We start from the raw sequence: 21,186 nt of genomic DNA on the forward strand, positions 1-21,186 counted from the left end.
ATGGCTGATGGTTGATGGTTGATAGCTAATGGCTGATGGTTGATAGTTGATGGCTAATTGCACAATTAGCAATTAGCTATTAGCAATTAGCTATTAGCAATTAGCCATTCAATAAATTTTCTACACAAGCTAATTGCAGTTGAATGATTTCACTCATTTGTTTGCTAAATTGATGTCTGGCTTCTAAGAAGGTGGAATGAGTTTGATGAGCAATCAAATTGTTAGCACTTAACTTTTCATATTGGCTCTTATTTGGGTATAGGTGAGTAGTGATATAACTAAATGGTTGGTTGTTAGTTGAAGTTGACAAAGTTCTGGGGGAAACAATTTCTTGAGTTATTTTTTGCTCACCAGATTGTACTTGTTCTTTAAGTTCAAAACTGTTATTAGGGGCATTTTTCATGTTTGATTTCTCTGCTTGGGGTATTGATGGTGTAACAATGTTGTGAATGTTGCTTGTGGGAGTTTGGTTGGGAATGGTGGCTTTGGCTGAATTTCTGCTTTCTGATTCTGTAGATTGCGGTTTGTTCTGATGTTGCTTGGTATCAATGCGAGGGGGTACTTTGCGGGCTGCGTTTTGGAAAAGTTTTCGGTTTTCGTCTGTTAAAATGCTGGCAGTAATTTGGTTTCCTTGCGGAACTTTTTCCTGTGAAACTTCTTCAATTGAGGTAGCTCGTCCTAAAGCGAGTGTTTTGACTGTTGGTTTGCGTTTGCTGGATGTTTCTGATATTTCACCATACAAAGGTGATAAGTCTACGGAAACTTGATGGCTGAGCAGTTTTCCTAGTGCTCTTATAATGGAAGCATGGTCGTCAATGCCTCTTCTATTGAGGGGTATGGTAATGTGTTCTTTGTTTTCTAAGGTTTTATCGATCCATCGCGAACAAACGTTACCAGACCCTGCTTCAATAAATATTCTGGCTCCATCTTCGTAGACTCGGTTAACGAGTCGGGGAAAATCTAGCGGTTGACACAAACCTTTTGCTAAACTGCGTGCGATCGCATGACTCTCAAGTTGTACCGGTTCGTATTCTGCTGAGGAGTAAAAGGCGATTCCCGGTATATTGCGTGAGGGTAAGGTGTTGACTCTAACAACTTCTTGGTATTCAGAGCGCATCGGTTCGCAATGAATTGCGTGGTTAAAGGGGGCGCGAAAAGCGTTGCAACCCAAAGCTTTAATGACTCTCTGACACCCTTCGGAATCACCTGCAATCAGAACTTCTTCCGGCGTGTTAATTTGAGTTAAGTAAACGCGATTTTCAGACTTGAGGCATTCTTGAACTTGAGATGGACTTGCCATCAAAAGGTAAGTACTCCAAAAATCATCGTCGGACAATGGTGTTTTTGGCAAGCCCCAATGTTCGCGCACGGCATTTTTCGATCCGGCGATTCTGTCTGCAAATAAGGGAGAGGAGTGGAAGGCATTAATTCCTTCACTAAAGTTACTCCACACTCCCATCGCACTCATCATGCTTGTCTCGCCCAAGCTGTAGCCAAAAACGTATTTTGGTTTGACTTGAAAATCATCTCGTACAATCGTTGTAATCAATCTGGCAAATGCCATATCTGTTTCAAAGATTGCCAAAGCGTTACTCAGTAACTGCTTTTCGAGACTTTCCAATTGCTTGGTTGATAATTTATTTAAACTTCTAGGAAAGACGAGTTGAGAAACTTCTGCAAACAAGCTAAAAAGACTTTTGATAACTTCATCATCGTACACTCTTGGGAACAAGCGGAAGAGCGTGCGACCAATGCCAACATAAGAATTGACAGCAGCCGGATAGACGTAAGCAATTCCTCCTTTTTTACCCAGTGGTTTTGCTGTGAAGTAACTACCCGCTGGTGTTTGCCAATCTTCCCCGCTCTCAAATGCTTTATTCACTCCTTTGAAAGCAGATTCTATTTCTCTGGCTAACTCATTTTTATTCCTTCCCAGAATGGCGAGGGTATAGTTAGCTTCAGAACGTTTTTGAAATTCTACATAACTTTGGCGTGCTACAGCTGCTAAAGAACTAGAATTATCTATGGTTGTCTGGAGAACCTTCACCTGCTCGAGTAAGTCAGCGCGATCGCGAGCCCCTATTGGGAACAGATAATAAGGCATTTGCTGCAAATACCTGCTGGTATGCTGTTGCTGTTCCGGTTCGTCTGATAGGATGACATGAGCACAAGTACCATCCATTCCCAAGTTGTTAATTGCAGCGACTCTCTTTTTCGCTTCCTTGCCCAGAAACCAAGGTCTTGATTCAACACTCACGTAAAAAGGGCTACCTTGCCAAACTTCTTGGTTTTTGACACCAGACCATTTAGGAGTTGCAGGAATGTACTTATGATAAAGACAAAGCGCAGTTTTAATCAAGCTAGCCATTCCCGAAGCAACATAAGTATGACCGATGTTGGCTTTGACGCTACCAATCGCACAGCTTAAATTATTTTCACCCGCAGGATACGCTTGGATTAACCCTTTAATTTCTGCTTCATCTTCTTGGGAAATTCCACTCCCATTAACTTCCAAATATTCAACCTCTGTAGGTTTAACACCAGCCATTTGGAAAGCGTCTTGGCAAGCTTGACTAACTGTCCCTGCATCGGGTGTAATAGCATCAACAACTGCATATATGCGGTTGTTGTCTTTTTTAGCTGTATCGTGACGCTTCAGTACAACAGCCCCCGCACCTTCGCCAACTATCCAGCCATTTGCTTTTTGGTCGTAACTTAAAGTATTTGTACCTGTATTCACTGGTGCGAGTTGACTTCGCAACAGGACATTTTCCAACCCTCCAGCCAGATCGACAGCCCCGACTAACACAGCATCAACTTCTCCGGCTGAGAGCAGCATTTGCGCTATCTCTAAAACTTTAAAAGTAGAGTTTTCTCCTGCAGTAATCGTGAAAGTAGGACCTGTAAAATCCCAGAGGGAGGAAATACGACTTGCCATGATGTTCGAGATATAGCTGAGATATTCGCCAATCTCTACAGGATGGTGAACGGCATCTTTGGTAATATCTTCAAGTTGGGCAAGTTTGTCTTCAGGTAAAGAAATTCCACTCGCAGCCAAGCCCTCTTTGATTTGCCAAGACAAATTCCATCTTTGCTGTAACTGGTGTACAGAAAATTCTGTCTCCGCCGCAATCAAAACAGCGACATTTCCACCCTCTTTCAATCCTGCGTCTTTTAGAGCGCGATCGGCGACTTTTAGAAGTAACAGTTGCTGCGGGTTGAGCTTTGCTAGCTCGTTAGGTGGAATTTTATATGATAGGGTATCTATTTCTAAATCTTGGATGTAAGCCCCCACTGGTGCTTTACCTTCCGGTAAGCCGTACTGTTGGAGTAAGTCGGGTCGATCTTCTATACCATGCCATCTCTTTGAAGGAAGAGGAATGAAATTTTGAGTTCCATCATAAATGCTGCGGTCAAAAGCATCTAATCCATCGCAAGAACCGAAAAACGCATCCATACCCACGATCGCGACTTTGGCTGGTGGTGTTGGAGGAACTGGGGAGGAAGGTGACAAGATAGACAAGGGAGACGAGGAGGAATTACCGCCCTGTTCCAAAATCATATGTGCGTTAGTTCCACCAAAACCAAAGGCACTAATAGCTGACCGTTTCACTGATGTTTTGTTGGGCCAATCAGTTACCTTGGTAACAATGCGTTGGGGTGCAATAACGTTGTTTTCTGTTCCTATGGGGTCGCTGATATTGATAGTGGGCGGAATCACACCCTTAGACATACTTAAAAGAGCTTTAATCAAGCTGACCGAACCAGCCGCAACTAATAAATGTCCTACATTTCCTTTGACAGAACCGACTAGAGGAGTTGCTTGATATTTGCCAAAGAAAGTTTCTACTGAATTAAATTCGGTAGTATCTCCCAACAGCGTACCAGTAGCATGGCACTCCATGTAGTCAATATCTTTAGGGCTGATTTGTGCTTCTTGATAAGCCCGTTCAAAAGCGAGAATTTGTCCTTTGGAATTGGGGCTGAGCAAATGCTTGCCTCTACCATCATTAGAAAGCCCCGTACCACTGATGGTAGCGTAAATGCGATCGCCATCTCTCACTGCATCGCTGTATCGTTTCAGGACTACCATCCCAACGCCATCTGCAGTAATCAGACCTCGTGATGACTTATCTAGAGGACGGCTGAGGTCATTATCCTCAGGATATCCTTGGATACCGGAGAACAACATCCGAATAAACAGAGGGTCAGAACAACTAATACCTCCCGCTAACATCAAATCAGCTTTACGCGTCCATAAATAATGAGATGCTAGTTTAGCAGCATATAAAGGTGAAGAACAAGCAGCGTCAATACATAAATGAAGATTTGATAAAGCCAGAGCTTGAGAGACAATTGCAGCTGGCAAACCAGATATCATGGCATTATGAGCAGGAACTTTTGTAGAAGCAGAAGACGTAAAATCAAATCCCTCACACTGTAAAAGTTCTTTAATAGCTGGTGATAGTACCTGTTGATAAATGGGAGCGAAGACTTTATTAGAGAATTGGGTAGGCAATGAGAGTGAGCCCAATATCACTCCACATTTTGCCAAAACTGCTTCATTTCCCAGATAACCGCTATGCTGCAAAGCTTGTTTTGCAGTATCAAGAGACCACTTAAAGGTATTATCTAAACTTTGCAGAAATTCTGCGGGTAGCTTGTATCCAGTTGAGTCAAACTCAAAGTTACGAATGAATGCTCCTTGCAGAGAATAAAACTTATCGGTTTGACCTTTAGCTGGATCGTAAAAAACTTGCGGATCGACTCCAAGTTCTCCCTCGGTTACAAATGATGTTGAATCTTTTTGTTGAATAAGATTTTGCCAAAATTCTTCAGGATTTTTGGCTCCAGGAAAAAGACATGAAAATCCAACGATCGCTATTTTTTCCACGGTTTATTTCCTTGTAATAGTAAATTGGTATTGGAGATTGGAGATGAGTACTGTAGGGTGGGTATTCCTAGCCCTGTCAAGATGACTCACAAAATTTTGATTCAGGTGACAATTTCTCATCTTCTCTCTCTGTGTTCTCTGCGTACTCTGCGGTTCAAAAGTCATTTATTTAACCGCAGAGGCGCAGAGTACGCAGAGGTAAGAGGTGAGAAAGTGATTAATTTCCTAAAGTTTTCACCCACCTTGACAGGGCTAGGTGGGTATGCGCCACCCATGTGTATTTCACAAATCAAACCGAATTGCTTTGCTATAAAACCAACACCTTTGCAACTCTTTTCTACGCGTCTTCTGCGTCCCTGCGGTTCAGAGACATAAATAATCTTCACGCGGAAAAGATACCTAACTTCCAGCCCTTAAAGATTGAGTCGGAATGATAGTTCCTTTGCCACCTAAAAGACGCGAGCAGATATTACCTTGCTCGTCGTGTACGATAAAATTAGCAACTACACTAGTTGCTGTCTTAGATGTCACTTCACAAGATACATAAAAAGGTGTGTTGCATGGAATTCGAGTGTATTGCTCATACTTTTGCTGACTAGCAGGTAAGCAAATTTCTTGATGAAAATGTTGCATCCAAATCCATAACGGATGAGTGCTTAAATCAATAGAATAAGGATTTACCCAACCTACTGGAAATTGTCCTTGTTGTTGTAGTGGAATTTCGCGCCAAATACACTCAGTTGTAATTTTTTCAGGACTAATATTTAAAACTCTTCTCAGTTCTTGGAAAGATTCTCCGTGAAAAAGTGGGAAGAAGGAAGCTGTTTTTGCTTGATAGAAATCTTTACCCGTCATGGTAATGATGTTATCTTCTGTGAGATTTAAAGATTCATATGTAGGACGGATAGGCAATTCTCGCACAAGCTGAACGCGATCTATACTGAAATGAAAGATGGGCTTTCCGTTGGGAGATTGACTCCAAATTTTAGCTTGCAAGATGATTTCTTGAGATTCTGTTTTAGAAATTTCTTGCAAATCTAAAATGTACTCATTAGCTAAAGTTTCATGAAAGTTGATTCCTTTGTAAACTTTAAAATCAGTATTACTAAAGAATCTATAACCTGGATAAAGCTGTTCGCAAGAGTCTACCATCCAAGACACCGCACACGTAGCTGGTAAAACTGCTTTGCTAGCAATCACGTGATCCAGCAAAAATGCATTGTTTTCAAGAGAGAGTTTGCGGCGAATTCGATGGGTTTGCAGATCGGCTTTTAATGGAATGGGAGGTGGAATTAAGGGACTACCAATAACGACTTGTGCGGTATCGTGATTTGCAGGATGGAGTTCATTGACGAGCATTTGTGTTCCTTCTTCAACAGATAAGATATCAATACCTCGACGAGCAAACTCTTTTTTCAACTCTGGTGTTACCATACCGCTATCCCAACCACCCCAATTGATAGCAACTACATGGCATTCAGGATACCGCTGCTTGACAATATGGGCTGATTTATTAAGAATTTCATTGGCGATCGCGTAATCAGTTTGACCTACATTCCCGTAAAATCCGGTGACAGAAGAAAATAAAACCAAGTATTCAAGTTGATTGGCTTTGACACAGGATAAAAGATTTTCTAATCCTTTGACTTTGGCTGTATAAACCTTTTCAAAATCCTGTTCTGTTTTCTTTTCAATCAATTTATCTGCTAAATTTCCAGCACCATGAATAATCCCGTTAATTGAACCAATTTTTTCACTAACACTTATCAGTTGTTCTTTGAGTGCATGGTTGTCTGTAACATCAGCACTGATATATTCTGCATATCCTCCAGCTTGTTTAATGGTTTCCAAAGTTTGTTTGATTTCTCGGCTAGAGGCAATTTGATTGTAGAGTTTTTGGACGCTCATGGGTGTAGGTTTCTCTCCTCGTGAGAGAAGGTATTCCATGATCCGCTTTTTTAAAACGGGTTCTTCAAAACAATCGCGAGCATAATCGGGTTCAGTTTCTAATAGTTCCGAGCGACCTAAAAGAATAAATTTGCAGGAATAGTGTTGTGCTAATTTGATGACACATTTAGCTGTAATGCCTTTTGCACCTCCACTCACCAGAAAAACTGAGGATGGTTGAATTGTGCTTGTTGCTGTCATAAATTCTCCAGATTTTTTGTATTTTATACAAGTTGTAAAGAAGAATGCAGAAAGTAGAATTGGTCTAAGACGGTGATTGATGTTTTAAGCTCTGAGTTGTGATATATGCGCTCAAAAGCAACTACAAACCAATAATCATTATTTACGCTGACTGACTGACTAGAGACAAAAGGTTGGGGATGAAAGTAACTTCATGACTAAGCAAAGTAACTTTCAAAAACTGAATTTGTAGCAATATGTAAAGGTGCTTGAAGGTTAATAGTATTTTCTGGAACTTCTTGAGGCTGGTTTTCTTGAGAAGATGGTAATGTCATTGCTGCTACTAAAAGAGCAAAGACAACCATGATAGCTGCGACAAGTGGAAGTGCAATGTTGTTTTCCGGGCTAAGTGAGTTTTCTGAACTTGCTGGGGTTTGTGGTTTGACATCGCTTTCTTGATAGTGTGGATAAACAAGCCGAATATCGCCAAGGTCCGTGTTTTGAGGAGAGAGTCTGAGAAAGGCGCTGTAGTTTTTGTAATTTTTGGCTTCGACTTTGATTTCCCCTTCAAGTACGCTGTAATTGCCAAAATCAAGAGGAAATTTATAAATTCCTTCTAAATCAGTGTAAACAGTCAGTTCTTTACCAGGTAGACCAATGGAGATTTTTGCTCCACTGATAGGAGCGTGTTTCTCTCTATCCACTATGCGACCAATGTAATTAGCTTTTGCCATGGAGTTGAGTTAATAGGGAGAGGGGGAGATGAGGGAGAGGGGGGAGAGGGGGGAGACATTTCTTCCTTGTCTCCCGTGTCCCCCTTACTCGGGTGTACTAATCAAAGTGACTCGACCTTCGCAACCGTAACCCACTTCGGTAATGTAAAGATTTGGGTCGTGCAATTCAGCCATAATGAAATTGGCTGAGTTTTCGTCATCAATTTGAGGGCTCAGATCGATCGCCCGACAAAATACCTTTTGCCATTCCCAGTTAAGAGTTTTGGTTAATCCAAATAAGCCAGCACCGATCGGTCCAAAATTAACATTTTGTCCCAAACCAAAAGCTCCATTTAACCGAGCAACTGTTATAAAACTACTCCGTCCGCATTCTGCTGCTTCATTCAGGAACTTTTTGAGGTGTTTTGCCATCAAGAAAGTATACTTAACGATTGCTTTTTCTTCTTCGACGTAAGGCATCTTTCCGTTGTAAGCAACCTGAATCAGAGGATGGAGATGAATAAAAGTGCCAATCGGTCCGTGGTGAGTGGAGATATTTGCCAACTGTTGTTGCAGGTGTTCCTCGCTCAAATCTGCTAGTTGGATGCAGTGGGCTTCGGGTGGTAAAGGCATTGGTTGTGGGACAACTGAGGGAGGAAAACTCAGAACAACTACTTTCCAACCATGCTCTAAAAGAGAGTCAGCTAATTTGGAAGTGGTGAGGGTACCATCATGTGTTAGCAAACAAACATGCCCTTGTGGGATTGTAAAATCCAAAAAATCTGGTTGAGGTAGTGTTCTGAGTTTGACTTGACGCCGGAGGGGATTGCTGTTTAGGCTAGGGGGTTGATTGTAAGACGGATTCAGAGACTTTTTTTTTTCGTTACCCCCCAAGGTTTGCAAGTAACTCACAATTTGACCGATGGTGCGTAGTTCTCCAAGTTCTTCTACATTGGGTTTGGGCAAATTGGGATACATTTCTTGCATCGCCCCTAAAATTTCTACTCGTTTGATGGAGTCAATACCCAAGTCCGCCTCCATATCCATATCCAAATCGAGCATCTCAACTGGGTAACCTGTTTTCTCACTCGTAATGGATAGCAAGGTTTGACCCAATTCTGAACTCTCCGCAACAGATAAGTTTTCTTCTGTGGGGCTTGCGGTTATCTCATGTGTTGCAACATTCGTTACAATTTCCGTTGCAATTTCTGTTGGTACTAAAGCAGTCGATGTCTCTACGCTCAGTAAAGTTGTTTCGGAAGTTGATGGAGAAGCATTAGATCGCAAATACTCTACAATCTGACCAATGGTACGTTTTTCTGCGAGTTCTTCTAAGTTAGGCTTGGGTAAATCGGGGTAGAGTTCTTGCAGTCCTCCCAAGATTTCTACTCGTTTGATGGAGTCAATCCCCAAATCTGCTTCCATATCCATGTCTAAATCAAGCATTTCGACTGGATAGCCCGTTTTTTCACTTGTGATTGCTAACAACTGCTTATCCAAGTCAGCTAGATTGGTGTTCGCTACTTGAATAACATTAGAAACGGATGGAGTAATGGATACGGATGGTTGGGGTGTGGGAATAACAGATAACTTATCCTCTTCAGTACCTACTTCAGGATCTGCTACCACTGCGACTTTGTCTGCTTTCTCTACAGTCAAAGTTTCTACAACTGAATGCAATTTGGCATCCATTTTAACAGCAGGTTGTGATTCAACCTCAAATACTTGCGCGGTAGTTGTAGGTAAGCTGAGATTTTCTTGTTTGGGTGTTGCTGGCTCTACAAAAATCTGGCTGGGGGTTTCTTTATTAACAACAGATGTTGTTACTTCAGAAGGAACGACAGGTTGAGTAATCGCTAATTTACCACCAATCAACTGTGAATACTCTTGTTGCAGGAGTTGGAAGAAGTTTTGAGTCACTTCTACTTGTGCTTTAAGATATTGCTCGTGAATGCGTAGAGTATCGCCTTGTTGATCGTGAAATTGCATCATGCTGCGCTCTAAACCTTCTATTAAAGAGGGCTTGAGCTTTGCAGTTTCTGTTGATGAAGGGTTGCTAGCTAACAAAGTATTTTGTTGCTGCATGAGTTGGAAAAATGTTTTGACATATTCCGCTTGATGGTTGAGATATTGTCCGTGAACTTGCAAGTTCTCTTTCTGATTTTGCTGGAATTGTGTCAGGACGTACTCTAAGCTTGTTAAGACTTGTTGGTAGTTCACGAGTTGATTGGAGTTTGTTTGCATTTTCGCCTCTGGGACTGGTTGAGGTGAAGGAAGAGATGGGGAGATAGAGGGAGTGGGGGATGGGGTGAGGGGGGGAGTGGGAGATTTTTTCTCGGCTAATTTGGTCATAAAATCTGTGACCAATTGTTTTTGCGCCTCTTGGTGATTTGTATTGCCGTTACTTTCTTTGGGTGGTGTTGCAGGCGGTACGATCTGTTTGGGCTCAATTGAAATCACTTCTTTGCTTGTCGCTAATGTCACTTGATGTCCATCTTGCAAAGCTTCTTGAAATGCCATCTTTGTTTTTTCTGACACATAGTTAATGCCATTTAAACGTACCGTCAATCCTTTGGTTTTCTTGGTTGCAGGTACAGTGGGGGGTAATTGATGGGGGTCAAGATTTTGTAATGGCATACCAGCGACGCGCAATTGCACGACAGCTTCTCTCATGGAGCGATCGCTATTCTTTTGAGCGCTGGGATTTAAAGCTACAGTAATATGAGGGCGATCGCCTAGAATTTCTTGCACTAGCCCTGTCAGAACTTTTCTCGGACCAAATTCAACAAAGCAATAGCCTCCTGCAGCATAAATATGTTCTATTTCCTGCTTAAATAGGACGGGATTGCTGAGGTGATTTTCGAGGATTGTTTGAATAGCCTGTGCTTCCTGAGGGTATTGCTTTGCGGTGACGTTAGTGTAAACAGGTATTTTTGCGTTTTGGAACTTAACAGACTTGATTGCATTTGCAAAAGCTTTTTGAGCAAAAGCGATCGATGGTGTGTGGAAAGCTGCAGACACGGGTAGAGGTACAGCAGTTAATCCTTGCTCTTGTAACACCAGGCGGACTTTTGCGATTTCTGCAGCCGGACCTGCTAATACAACTTGACGGGGAGAATTGAGATTGGCAATAGATACCTTGGGATGCTGTTTTAAAATACCTTCTATTTTGCCGACTTCTTCTTTCACAGCCAGCATCGCCCCTGCATCGTAATCGGGGTCTTGAGGAGCAGCCATAGCTTGTCCTCTGGCTTTTACAAGGAAGCAATAATCTTCTTCGCTTAACACTCCTGCAGCCCATAAAGCTGTCAGTTCTCCAAAGCTATGCCCTGCAGCAAAATCTGCTTTAAAACCAGCTTGCTGTAATATTTTGAACAGACTTGCACTCAGCATTCCAATAGCGGGTTGAGCATATTCTGTCCTTTGTAAAGCTGCAACTTGAGCATTCTTTTCAGATTCTTCAAAGACAGGATGGGGAAAAACTATGCTCGACAGAGTTTGCAAGTTATCTTTGAGCAACAAGCTATCCATGTAGCCAAACAGACGCTGCCCTACAGGGAAATTCATTACCAATTCCCGACCCATGTTCAAGTACTGAGAACCTTGACCGGAGAACAAAGCAACAACTTTACCTCCAAGGTTCATACCTGTTTGACGGTAAAAAATACCTTGAGGATGTTCCCATGATGCAGCAGAGGCTTTACTCTTGAGTAAGTCAATGCTGATTTGCAATAATTTACACGCCTCAGCAGAAGATTCTGCAACAAACCCAATTCTAGCTGCACTGAGAGGAATTTCTTGGGATTTAGATACCTCGACAAGTTCTGCATAATTTTTTGCTCCCGCCTCCGATTGGAGTTGAGCAAGCATTTCTTCACAGTTCGCTAATAACTGTGTGGGAGTTTGTGCAAACAACAAAATTTCGTTGGGAGTGCTGTGAACTCGGTATGTCTGTTCTTGTGGCGCTTCGTATTCTTCCAAGACAACATGATAGTTAGTACCGCCAAAACCAAAAGAACTGATACCTGCACGTCTCGGTGCTTCTCCTTCTACACGAATCCAAGGTCTAGTTTCTGTATTTAAATAGAAAGGTGAGTTTGTAATATTGAGTTTGGGGTTGGGTTGAGTGATATTGATCGTAGGAGGTAAGATTTTATGGTGCAGTGCCAAAGCTGTCTTAATGAGACTTGCAGCACCAGCAGCAGCTTTAGTATGTCCGATCTGAGACTTAACGGTACCGAGGGCGATGTACTGCTTCTTGGAGTTATTTTCTCCGAAGAACTCGTTGATAGATGCAAATTCCGTAGGATCTCCAGCTAATGTTCCCGTGCCATGTGCTTCAATCAAGGAAACAGTCTCAGGTGGAAAACCAGCATCATCATAAGCACGCTGCAATGCTTTGACTTGTCCTTCTTGGCGAGGTGCGTAAATACTCTTAAAGCGCCCATCACTAGAAGTACCAATTCCTTTGATGACTGCATAAATTTTGTCATTGTCTCGTATCGCATCATTCAGACGCTTGAGAAGAACCATCCCAATCCCTTCACCCAGCATCATCCCATCTGATTTAGCATCAAAGGGTTTGACGTTATCGCTAGGAGAAACAGCAGGTGTTTTGCTAAAACACATATATGCCATGATGGTGTTGTCAGTGTCCACTCCACCAGTCAGCATCATGTCACAACGGTGTTCTATCAGTTCGCTAATTGCCATCTTTAAAGCAGCAAAGGAACTCGCACAAGCTGCATCGACTACGCAATTGATACCACCCAAGTTCAAACGGTTGGCAATTCTACCTGCAACTACGTTACCTAACATTCCTGGGAAAGCATTTTCATCCCAGTTTACGTAAGCGCTTTTGATTTTCTTGATAATTTTTTGGGTATCCTCATCGGATAAACCGCTACTTTTTAGAACCTTTTCCCAAACCGGATACTCTAACCGTGCAGCAAGTGGTAATCCCAATTGGCTTCCTGCGACACCCAAGATGACTCCAATCGTTTCACGATTAAATTCGCGAGACGCATTGTAGCCAGCATCTTCCATTGCTTCTTTTGCAACAACCAAACTTAAAAGCTGTGCAACATCTGTGACTTCTAAAATGCTCGGGGGAATTCCAAACTCCATTGGGTCAAAATCAACGTAAGGAATAAACCCGCCTCGCTTGCAGTAGGTTTTTTCTTCTGGTGTTCTGGGATTCGGATCGTAGTACTCGTCTATGTTCCAGTGGGTTGATGGAACATCAGTAATACAGTCTTTTTTGTTAAGAATGTTTTGCCAGTACTCTTGTAGATTTCTGGATTTAGCAAACAGAGAAGCCATACCCACGATGGCTATAGGGCTATTTTGTAATTTTCTGTTAATTTTATCGATTGACATAGATTCTTCTGGCATCATTTTTTTTTCCTCAATACACTTGTTGACAACCTTTTCAAAATGACTGATTTCGGCTGCTAACTCCGCCAAGGCACTATCAATTGAATGAGCAGACATAGGAGAAATTGTAATGATTGGTAGTGTGGGTCATTTAGTTACGTGCTCTTTATCGGGAGGAATAGTTAACAGTTAACAGTTAATAGCGATCGCAATTCAGTAATACCCATAACGGAAGTTAGGGAATCCATAGGAGAATTTTTTCTTTTTGCCTGAAAAGATAACTATAAACTGTTCGCTGATAACTGGGAATTATGAATTATAAATTATGAATTATGAATTGAAGGTTTCAGCCTCCAATATTCATCATTCATCATTCATAATTTGATAGTAGGTCAATAACATTGTTAAAGCTCGTAAAATAGTCTTGTAGTGCGATCGCAGCTCGTCCGGTGAATTCAATCCATTCGTCTTGATAGGAATCCTGAGAATCTTGAGAAACTGTTTCCGGGCTCAAGAGCGAAAAATTTGGAGTACTTATTAGAACAGAAATGCTGTTTTCTCCAATGCTAGTTTGATTATTTAACTTAACTGCGACCACATAGTTAGTGTTAATGATTACGTTTTGTATTTTGATAAATGCCATAGACGATTTTGACGTTTAAGACAACATATTCTATGGAATTTGTACAAATTATATTTGACAAATTCGTTACACAAAGCGCACTCCTCTCTCTCCACAAAAGTAAATAACTCAAACCATTGATTGAAGTCTTACTGAGTCTCAGCAATTTCGGTGGCTTTTAGTTTTTCGCTCTTAATAAACTAAAAAAATACCCGATCGGCTGGAAACGTGATAATTACTAAAAACACTAGCACAATCAGCTGAGATTGAATAGTTTTTTTTAAATGTTTTTATAAAGAATGATTTTGTTGCAGATATGAACTTTTTGTAAATTTGTAAAAGTATAGTGTATTACGATTATGTAAATTGAATAATATCCTTGGTGACAGTTTTTCCAGCAATTTTGTTTTACAGATGTTTCTTTCTTCCCCGTACTAAATCCTGACTTCTTCTTTACGAGGCTCCCAATACTTATCGGGTTTTGCCGTTTTTTCCTCCCCTGGACAAAGGTGCATCCCCTGCTTGTCTCCCGCGATAATTTCTTTAACCGAGTAGTATTGACGAGGCTCCGCCTTGTAACATATTGCCTGGAGGTGAAGATCTAGTTAAAAGATTGGAGGCGAAGCCTTTAGATTGGTATTTCCAAGCTCTGTCTGGGAACAAGTTAGTATGGTAGGCAATGCCTACCCAACCTAACTTTCAAAAAACAATAATGCGGTTTTGTAAATTGAATAACTTTCTAGAAAACTTCTATAAGTTCATAAAAATCAATGTGAATTGAGAGAACGTGATATTGTGCAAGAGCGAGAAACACGTCCGAGATTCTTGTAAAAACGCTCTTATAAAAGCGTCTTTACAACTAGTTATGCACATAACTTCGTGGCTCTGTTCTTCGTGATTCTGCTCTTTGAGCTTGTTTTCCAGTCCATGCTTGCCATCGTATGATTCCACGACTTACCAATTCAGGATTTTCATCTCCAATAAAACAGAGACGTCCCATTCTTTCACAGGTAATGAGAATTTCACCTTGTCCCATAAAGGGAGCTATCACGGAGTTATTTGGATTGGTGTACAAATGCAACAAATAGTTGACTATACCCTCTACTCCGTCAATATTGATTGGTGCCTGTGGTTTTGGTATCGATTCGTAGGAGAAAAGTCCTAAGTAGATATTACCGAGAATCAATTCATACTGGAAAGGCATTCTCTGACGACGGCAAAATTCATAAACGTAACCTTCCGATCGCAGTACTGCGACGATTCTCGCCCGCTCCACGAGATAATCGTGGTTCCAGGTTGGGGAAAGAGTTGCGATCGCAAGGGCGGCGCGATCGGGAAGCAGGTTTGTGAATTGTTCGCCTGATGTATGACTGCAAGAGGCAATATGCCGATCTAGTTTCCATTCCTCACCAACTTTAACGGAAACTTGGTTGGTAATTATTGTAGCTTTCTGAACTTGCTGCTCGGTTTGAACAGCATCACCATCAAGAGCTAACTTTGCCTCCCTCTTTGCTTTTGCCATAGCGTTTTTCATGGCTTGTACTTGTATCTCTTGTTGCCTCAAACGCCAGTGTGCAGCACTTCTAGCTTGTCTGAGTGCTTCTTCTTCATCTCCTTTGGATTTGGCAGTTTCTAAAGCAAGTTCGGCTTGTTTTGCAAAGGCTCGTTCTTGACCTGCGGATCGGGCTATTTTTAGTAGCTCCGTCTTCATATTAGCAAGTGGCGTTCCCTTGATTTGTTCTTTAACACAGGAGTGAATATCTCGCGCAATTTGCTTGTCATGCTGCAAACTGCGTTCGCTGTATCCAATTTCTCTTGCTAAATCTGTCGTTGTTTTAGGTATTTGCGAAACTGTTTCGCGTCCCTTGTAAGTGTATTGGTTATCTCCCGGTTTAGCCCTGAGTCCCAATCGGTCTAAAATGCGCTCGCGCTCCAATAACAGTTCCGCACGTTCCAGAATTTCTAGTTCATTGCGGATAAAATTCTCGTCAATCTCCGCCAAGCGGCTTTGGTCAACATCGTCATAATCAACAATATTGCACTCGATTTTCTCAAGTCCCAATTGCTTGCACGCCGTCAGACGGTGCAATCCAGCAATCAAGTTAAACTTACTATCCACCGTAATTGGGTTTAATAGACCGTTAGCTTGAATGGAATCCTTTAATTCCTTCACTTTTTCGTCATTTACAGGACGGCGGTTAGAACCATATTTGATCTTGTCTATGGATACTGACTTTATAGGCATAAGCGCTGTTCTTGAGTATTGTTAGTAATGAAAGTACCAACAATAAGACATCCCTAATATATTTCATCAGTGTTCTCAGAAACATGAATTTTGTGATAAGCCTGATGAAAATGTCTTATAAATTGCCACCCTACTAAGAACTAGTTTCAATATGAAGTTTGGCTTGTAAAGTGCAAAATGAACTTTACAAATTCTTTGAAAACCCTAGAATGAAGCTATTAAATCACGATACAAGTTTTAAGATTTAAAATTTTGAACTTGTTCTGTATAATTTGCATCTATTCGCTTTTAAGGGTTTATGCTTCATACTATTCACTGCTCTTAGCGTCAGTTGATTTAGAGTCAATGAAGGCACCTCTTGCCAGAAAGTTCCCAATTTAGAGAGTAAAATCATCAAGAAAAATGATTGTTTCCTGTTATAAAGGGTTTCTAAAAACTTTCTGTAGTTTGGAAAACATTTTCTCTAAATAAAAAAATTTTAAATATAAAGTTCATAGAAAATTAGGAGCTGTACTTATTGAAAACATTAGTAAAGATACAAGAAACGCAGTTGTTTTAAAATCTACACGCTCCAGACTCTGTACTGAGAATTGTCACTCACAAGGTACATATACAAGACACTTTAATTATGTACGAGTGTAAATCAAATCCTTCTTTATCAAGCCTTCTGGTTCGCCAACCGCTTGGGTTTGGACAAGCGTCTTCGGGACTAAACTCACCACCAACCCACCAAGCAAATAAATGATTTCGATTGACAAAAGAAAAGTTTTTTGCGAATATGGTGAACAAGTTTTGGCAATTTATCTCCAGCAGCCCTTCGTTTTGCTCGAGATCGACAATTTGTGATAAAGATCCATATTTCATACAGCAGTTATCAAGTTACAGTTATAAGTCAAGGTTCATCAGTTTATCCAGTTAAGCAATAACTGATGAAGTTGGATGAAGAACAGGTATGTATGAGTATTTCGTATTGATAACTGTCCGCCAATGACTGAATGTAGACCAGCATAAGAGAGATAAAAATATGGCAGCAGACAAAGAAAGCGAGTTGTACACCAAACCCCCATATCGCTGGCGATTCATATTAGCAGCTCTCATCGCTTCAGCTACCGGATTGATATTCTATTACAGTTTTGCAAAGCGAGAAACGACTCCGACCACACAAGCACCCAAAACTGTAAAGGTTGCTCCTCCTAAAATTGAGGTAACTGCTCTAGGACGTTTACAACCTCAAGGAAAAGTCACTAAATTGTTTCCTCCAAGTTCTCTCAGTGGTGTTCGAGTAGAAAAACTGTTAGTTGAGGAAAGCGATCGCATTCAAGCAGGACAAGTCGTCGCTTTATTAGAAGGTTACGGTCGTGCTAAAGCAGCATTACAACAATCTTTAGATAAAGTGCAAGTTGCTCAAGCTGAACTAGCACAGACAAAAGCCGGAGCTAAAAAAGGTGATATTGAAGCGCAAAAAGCAACCGTCACGCGCCTCGAATCACAATTAAAAGGAGAAACGGCTTCACAACAAGCAACAATTGCTCGTTTGCAGGCGCAATTAAACAATGCTCAAACAGAGAATAACCGCTATCAACAGCTTTATAAAGAAGGAGCAATTTCTGCTTCCACAGCAGATGACAAGCGCTTGCAGGAAGAAACCGTACAGCAACAACTTAGAGAAGCCAAAGCAAACCTTGATAGTACTGTCAACACCTTAAAAGACCAAATTAAAGAGGCAAAAGCCAAGTTGAACAGTGTTCAAGAAGTCCGTGGAGTAGACGTTCAGCTAGCAGAAGCCGAAGTTAAGAGTGCGCGTACAGCCGTTCAACAATCAAAAGCAGACTTAGATTTAACAAAGCTTGTATCTCCCATCAACGGTCAAGTTTTGAAAGTCCATGCCAAAACAGGAGAAGTCAATAGCAGTGACGGAATTGTTGAGATTGGAAAAACATCTCAAATGTATGTAGAAGCAGAAGTCTATCAGACTGATATTCATAAAGTACGCGTAGGTCAAAAAGCCACAATAACCAGCACAGCTTTTTCAGGTGCAATACAAGGAACTGTCAGCACTATTGGTTTGCAAGTTGACAGACAAAATATTTTAAGTGTTAATCCAGCCGCCGAAACAGACCGCAGAGTCATTCCGGTAAAAATCCGTATCGATCGTCCAAAAGACAGCGAAAAAGTCGCAGGTTTAACTGGTTTACAAGTGGATGTCGCCATCGAAGTTCAGCGATCGGGAAAGTAACTAGTGACAGTAACGATTTACTTATTTCGCAACCAATAACTGTATTCAAAGCTTGAACCATGATTGTCAAAATTCCTTTGGCGTGGCTACAACTTGCCAGAAATAAAATTCGTTCCTTAGTAGCTGTAGCTGGTATTGCCTTTATTGTTATTCTAATGTTCATGCAACTTGGTTTTCAAGATGCTCTTTATTCTAGTGCAACTCAAGTCCACCATCATCTTAAAGGAGACTTATTTCTCATCAGTTCTCAGTATAAAGCTTTGACAGCCAATCAAAGCTTTTTTCGGACTCGTTTGTATCAGTCCTTGGGATTTGATGGTGTAGAATCAGTTAGCCCCATGTATATAGGATTTGCTAAGTTTAAAAATCCAGATACAGGTCAAAAGTATTCAATATACGTGATTGGTTTTGAGCCAGGAAAGCCTGTTTTAAACCTACCAGAAATTAAAAATAATTTAGATAAAATAAAAATTCCTGGCGTTGTTCTTTTCGATCGCAATTCTCGACCAGAATTTGGAAATATTGCGGAAAGATTCGACAAGGAGAAAACCGAACAAATTGTTGAAATATATCCCTTTAATTCCATTGCTGGTTCTACAGTAAGAGTCGGTGGATTGTTTAGCTTGGGTCCATCTTTTGGAGTCGATGGTAATTTAATCGTTAGTGACTCAACCTTCTTAAAGATATTTCCCAACAGCCGTCCTGCGGAAATGATAGATATAGGGGCTATAACTCTCAAGCCTGGAGCCAACCCGCAGAAAGTGATGAAAGATTTACAGAAAAATTTACCTAATGATGTGTTAGTGTTCACCCGTCAAGGATTTATTGATTTTGAAAAAGAATACTGGGCTAATAGAACACCTATAGGTTTTATACTTAACCTCATGTTATCAATGGCTTCAGTTGTTGGCATAGTCATTGTTTATCAAATTCTTTACAGTAATATCTCCAGCCAACTCACAGCTTATGCAACTTTAAAAGCTATAGGTTATACCAATAATTATTTACTAGTTGTCGTTTTCCAGCAAGCTTTAATTCTAGCAGTTCTCAGTTATATACCAGGATGCATTCTTTCTTGGTGGTTGTATGACTTTGCCATGGAAGCGACTAAATTACCAATCATGATGAGCTTTCATAATGGAGTTCTCGTTTTAATATCAAATATATTAATGTGTATGATTTCTGGAGCACTAGCTATTAACAAACTACGCTCTACAGATCCAGCAGATATATTTTAGCTAATGGCTAATGGCTAATGGCTAATGGCTAATGGTTAATGGCTAATGGTAATTAGCAATCGGCAATTAGCGATCGGCAATCGGAAATTAGCAACCAGCAACCAGCAATTAGCAATTAGCAATTAGCTATTAGCTATTAGCTATTAGCTATTAGCAATCATCAATTATCAATTACCAACTCACAATCTATCTATGACTCTCAAAAACAAAACTCTCCTCATTACTGGAATTAGTGGATTTATTGGCTTACGCGCTGCAGAATTAGCCATAGCTCAAGGAACAAAAGTTTGTGGTATCCAAGATGCTTCTGATAAAACCAAAAAGGCACAAAATTTAGGTGTTAAGGTTACTTATGGTAATATAACCGATCCAGCAGTAGCCCAAACCGCTTGCCAAGGAGTAGATGTAGTTTTACATACAGCGGAACTTTCTAAAGAAGGTGGTGCAGTAGATCAATTCCGTAAAATCAATGTTGATGGAACAATCAACATGGCAAAAGCCGCTAAGAGTGCAGGTGTAAAAACTTTTATTCATCTCTCTAGTGTTTTGGTTTATGGCTTTAACTATCCCGATCGCGTGACGGAAGATGGACCGCTTTGTGGGGAAAATAATCCCTACTGTGAAACCAAAATAGAAGCTGAAAAAGCACTTTTAGAACTTAACGATCCAGGTAATTTTGGAGTCATTGTTATTAGACCGGGTGATGTATACGGACCGGGAAGCATACCTTGGATAGTTCGACCACTCCTGATGATGCGTCAAAGATTGTTTGCATATGCAAACGATGGTCGAGGAGTTATCAACCATGTCTATATTGATAACCTAATTGATGCTATTTTTCTGACCATAGAAAAAGAAACTTACGGAGAAATTTTTAACGTCACAGACGGTGAAGAGACTTCATGGAAAGAATATTTTACTCAATTGGCTGCGGTTGCAGGATTACCTGCACCTTTTTCTTTGCCGAAAGATGAACTCAAATTATTTCTCAAACTGCGCTACCAGGGACAAAAACTTTTCCGCAAACAAGCCGATATTCTTCCAGAAGCGGTAGATTTTATGACGCGTCCTCATGCATATTCTATCGATAAAGCAAAAAATTTACTAAGTTATAAACCAATAATTAACTTAGAAGAAGGAATGCGTCGCACTCAGGAGTGGTTGAAAAAAACTGATATTCAACAATTCATGAAGTATGAATTATGAAGTATGAATTATGAATTGAATGTCTGATTGTTCAGTTTTTAAGTTAAATCCACCAAGATGAAAGTGAAAATAGCAAAATACGGTTCTTTGTTGTTAGCAGCTTTAGTCAGTTTTACCTTAGTAAAAATGGTAAAAGCAGAGTCTACAGCTACACTCACCGTCGTAGTTGATGGAATACGTCACAATAAAGGTCAAGTTTGCCTGCGAATTTTTTCAGGTGAACGAGGGTTTCCTTTTAATAATACTAGTGAAGTGCAAAGTGGTTGTACTCAGATTAAGGGTAAATCTGTTACAAAGCAATTCTCTGGTTTAAAACCTGGAAAATACGCTGTTGCTGTAGTTGACGATCAAAACGGAGACTACAAACTCAACAAAGATTTTTTAGGCATTCCCAAAGAAGGTTTTGGTATTTCAAAAAATCCCACTGTTTCAATTTTAACGGGTACTCCAAAGTTTAATGATGCCAGTTTTCCATTAGATAAAAACACAACCATCAGCATCAAAATGAAGTATTCTCTCGATCCTTAAG

11 protein-coding genes are annotated in these 21,186 nt (G+C 40.6%); 4 read left to right on the forward strand and 7 right to left on the reverse strand.

The window, feature by feature from the left end; all coding sequences use genetic code 11:
- Positions 1-100 precede the first annotated feature (100 nt).
- The 7 genes from HC643_RS11715 to HC643_RS11745 form a co-directional block, all read right to left on the reverse strand.
- The gene (locus tag HC643_RS11715) at positions 101-4,894 is read right to left on the reverse strand and encodes a PfaB family protein (protein WP_038073627.1); all 4,794 of its coding nucleotides are present in this window, start codon (positions 4,892-4,894) and stop codon (positions 101-103) included.
- Positions 4,895-5,293: 399 nt separating this feature from the next.
- Positions 5,294-7,042, reverse strand: a complete 1,749-nt coding sequence (locus HC643_RS11720; RefSeq protein ID WP_038073629.1) for an SDR family NAD(P)-dependent oxidoreductase — start codon at positions 7,040-7,042, stop codon at positions 5,294-5,296.
- 197 nt (positions 7,043-7,239) lie between these two features.
- Complete coding sequence (locus HC643_RS11725; RefSeq protein ID WP_038073635.1) at positions 7,240-7,755, reverse strand: peptidase associated/transthyretin-like domain-containing protein; 516 nt, start codon at positions 7,753-7,755, stop codon at positions 7,240-7,242.
- 84 nt (positions 7,756-7,839) lie between these two features.
- The gene (locus HC643_RS11730) at positions 7,840-13,227 is read right to left on the reverse strand and encodes a type I polyketide synthase (RefSeq protein WP_167844663.1); all 5,388 of its coding nucleotides are present in this window, start codon (positions 13,225-13,227) and stop codon (positions 7,840-7,842) included.
- 253 nt (positions 13,228-13,480) lie between these two features.
- Positions 13,481-13,753, reverse strand: coding sequence for a hypothetical protein (locus HC643_RS11735; RefSeq protein ID WP_038073656.1), 273 nt, complete (start codon positions 13,751-13,753; stop codon positions 13,481-13,483).
- Positions 13,754-14,591: 838 nt separating this feature from the next.
- Positions 14,592-15,977: a ParB/RepB/Spo0J family partition protein gene (locus HC643_RS11740; protein WP_038073659.1), complete on the reverse strand. Its 1,386-nt coding sequence runs from the start codon at positions 15,975-15,977 to the stop codon at positions 14,592-14,594.
- A gap of 597 nt (positions 15,978-16,574) precedes the next feature.
- Positions 16,575-16,841 carry a hypothetical protein gene (locus HC643_RS11745; protein WP_167844664.1) on the reverse strand — a complete coding sequence of 89 codons (267 nt, stop codon included), beginning with the start codon at positions 16,839-16,841 and terminating at the stop codon, positions 16,575-16,577.
- A gap of 160 nt (positions 16,842-17,001) precedes the next feature.
- On the opposite strand from HC643_RS11745, the gene HC643_RS11750 reads away from it, so the two are divergent.
- From HC643_RS11750 to HC643_RS11765, 4 genes are all read left to right on the forward strand, one after another.
- A complete protein-coding gene (locus HC643_RS11750) occupies positions 17,002-18,213 on the forward strand; it encodes an ABC exporter membrane fusion protein (RefSeq protein ID WP_038073662.1) in 1,212 nt (403 codons plus the stop codon).
- Positions 18,214-18,272: 59 nt separating this feature from the next.
- Positions 18,273-19,451 (forward strand): ABC transporter permease DevC, encoded by a 1,179-nt coding sequence (gene devC, locus HC643_RS11755; protein ID WP_038073665.1) that lies wholly within the window; start codon positions 18,273-18,275, stop codon positions 19,449-19,451.
- A 192-nt stretch (positions 19,452-19,643) separates the two neighbouring features.
- Positions 19,644-20,657, forward strand: coding sequence for an NAD-dependent epimerase/dehydratase family protein (locus HC643_RS11760; protein WP_038078404.1), 1,014 nt, complete (start codon positions 19,644-19,646; stop codon positions 20,655-20,657).
- A gap of 57 nt (positions 20,658-20,714) precedes the next feature.
- Positions 20,715-21,185 carry a DUF2141 domain-containing protein gene (locus HC643_RS11765; RefSeq protein WP_038078401.1) on the forward strand — a complete coding sequence of 157 codons (471 nt, stop codon included), beginning with the start codon at positions 20,715-20,717 and terminating at the stop codon, positions 21,183-21,185.
- Position 21,186: the final 1 nt, after the last annotated feature.

The sequence above is a fragment of the Tolypothrix bouteillei VB521301 genome, from assembly GCF_000760695.4.
Classification (GTDB): Bacteria; Cyanobacteriota; Cyanobacteriia; order Cyanobacteriales; family Nostocaceae; genus Scytonema; species Scytonema bouteillei_A.

Coding starts and splice junctions, on each gene's coding strand:
- HC643_RS11720 (WP_038073629.1), bottom strand. CDS start 7,042: ATGACAGCAACAAGCACAATTCAACCATCCTCAGTTTTTCTGGTGAGT.
- HC643_RS11725 (WP_038073635.1), bottom strand. CDS start 7,755: ATGGCAAAAGCTAATTACATTGGTCGCATAGTGGATAGAGAGAAACAC.
- HC643_RS11730 (WP_167844663.1), bottom strand. CDS start 13,227: ATGTCTGCTCATTCAATTGATAGTGCCTTGGCGGAGTTAGCAGCCGAA.
- HC643_RS11735 (WP_038073656.1), bottom strand. CDS start 13,753: ATGGCATTTATCAAAATACAAAACGTAATCATTAACACTAACTATGTG.
- HC643_RS11740 (WP_038073659.1), bottom strand. CDS start 15,977: ATGCCTATAAAGTCAGTATCCATAGACAAGATCAAATATGGTTCTAAC.
- HC643_RS11745 (WP_167844664.1), bottom strand. CDS start 16,841: ATGAAATATGGATCTTTATCACAAATTGTCGATCTCGAGCAAAACGAA.
- HC643_RS11750 (WP_038073662.1), top strand. CDS start 17,002: ATGGCAGCAGACAAAGAAAGCGAGTTGTACACCAAACCCCCATATCGC.
- devC (WP_038073665.1), top strand. CDS start 18,273: ATGATTGTCAAAATTCCTTTGGCGTGGCTACAACTTGCCAGAAATAAA.
- HC643_RS11760 (WP_038078404.1), top strand. CDS start 19,644: ATGACTCTCAAAAACAAAACTCTCCTCATTACTGGAATTAGTGGATTT.
- HC643_RS11765 (WP_038078401.1), top strand. CDS start 20,715: ATGAAAGTGAAAATAGCAAAATACGGTTCTTTGTTGTTAGCAGCTTTA.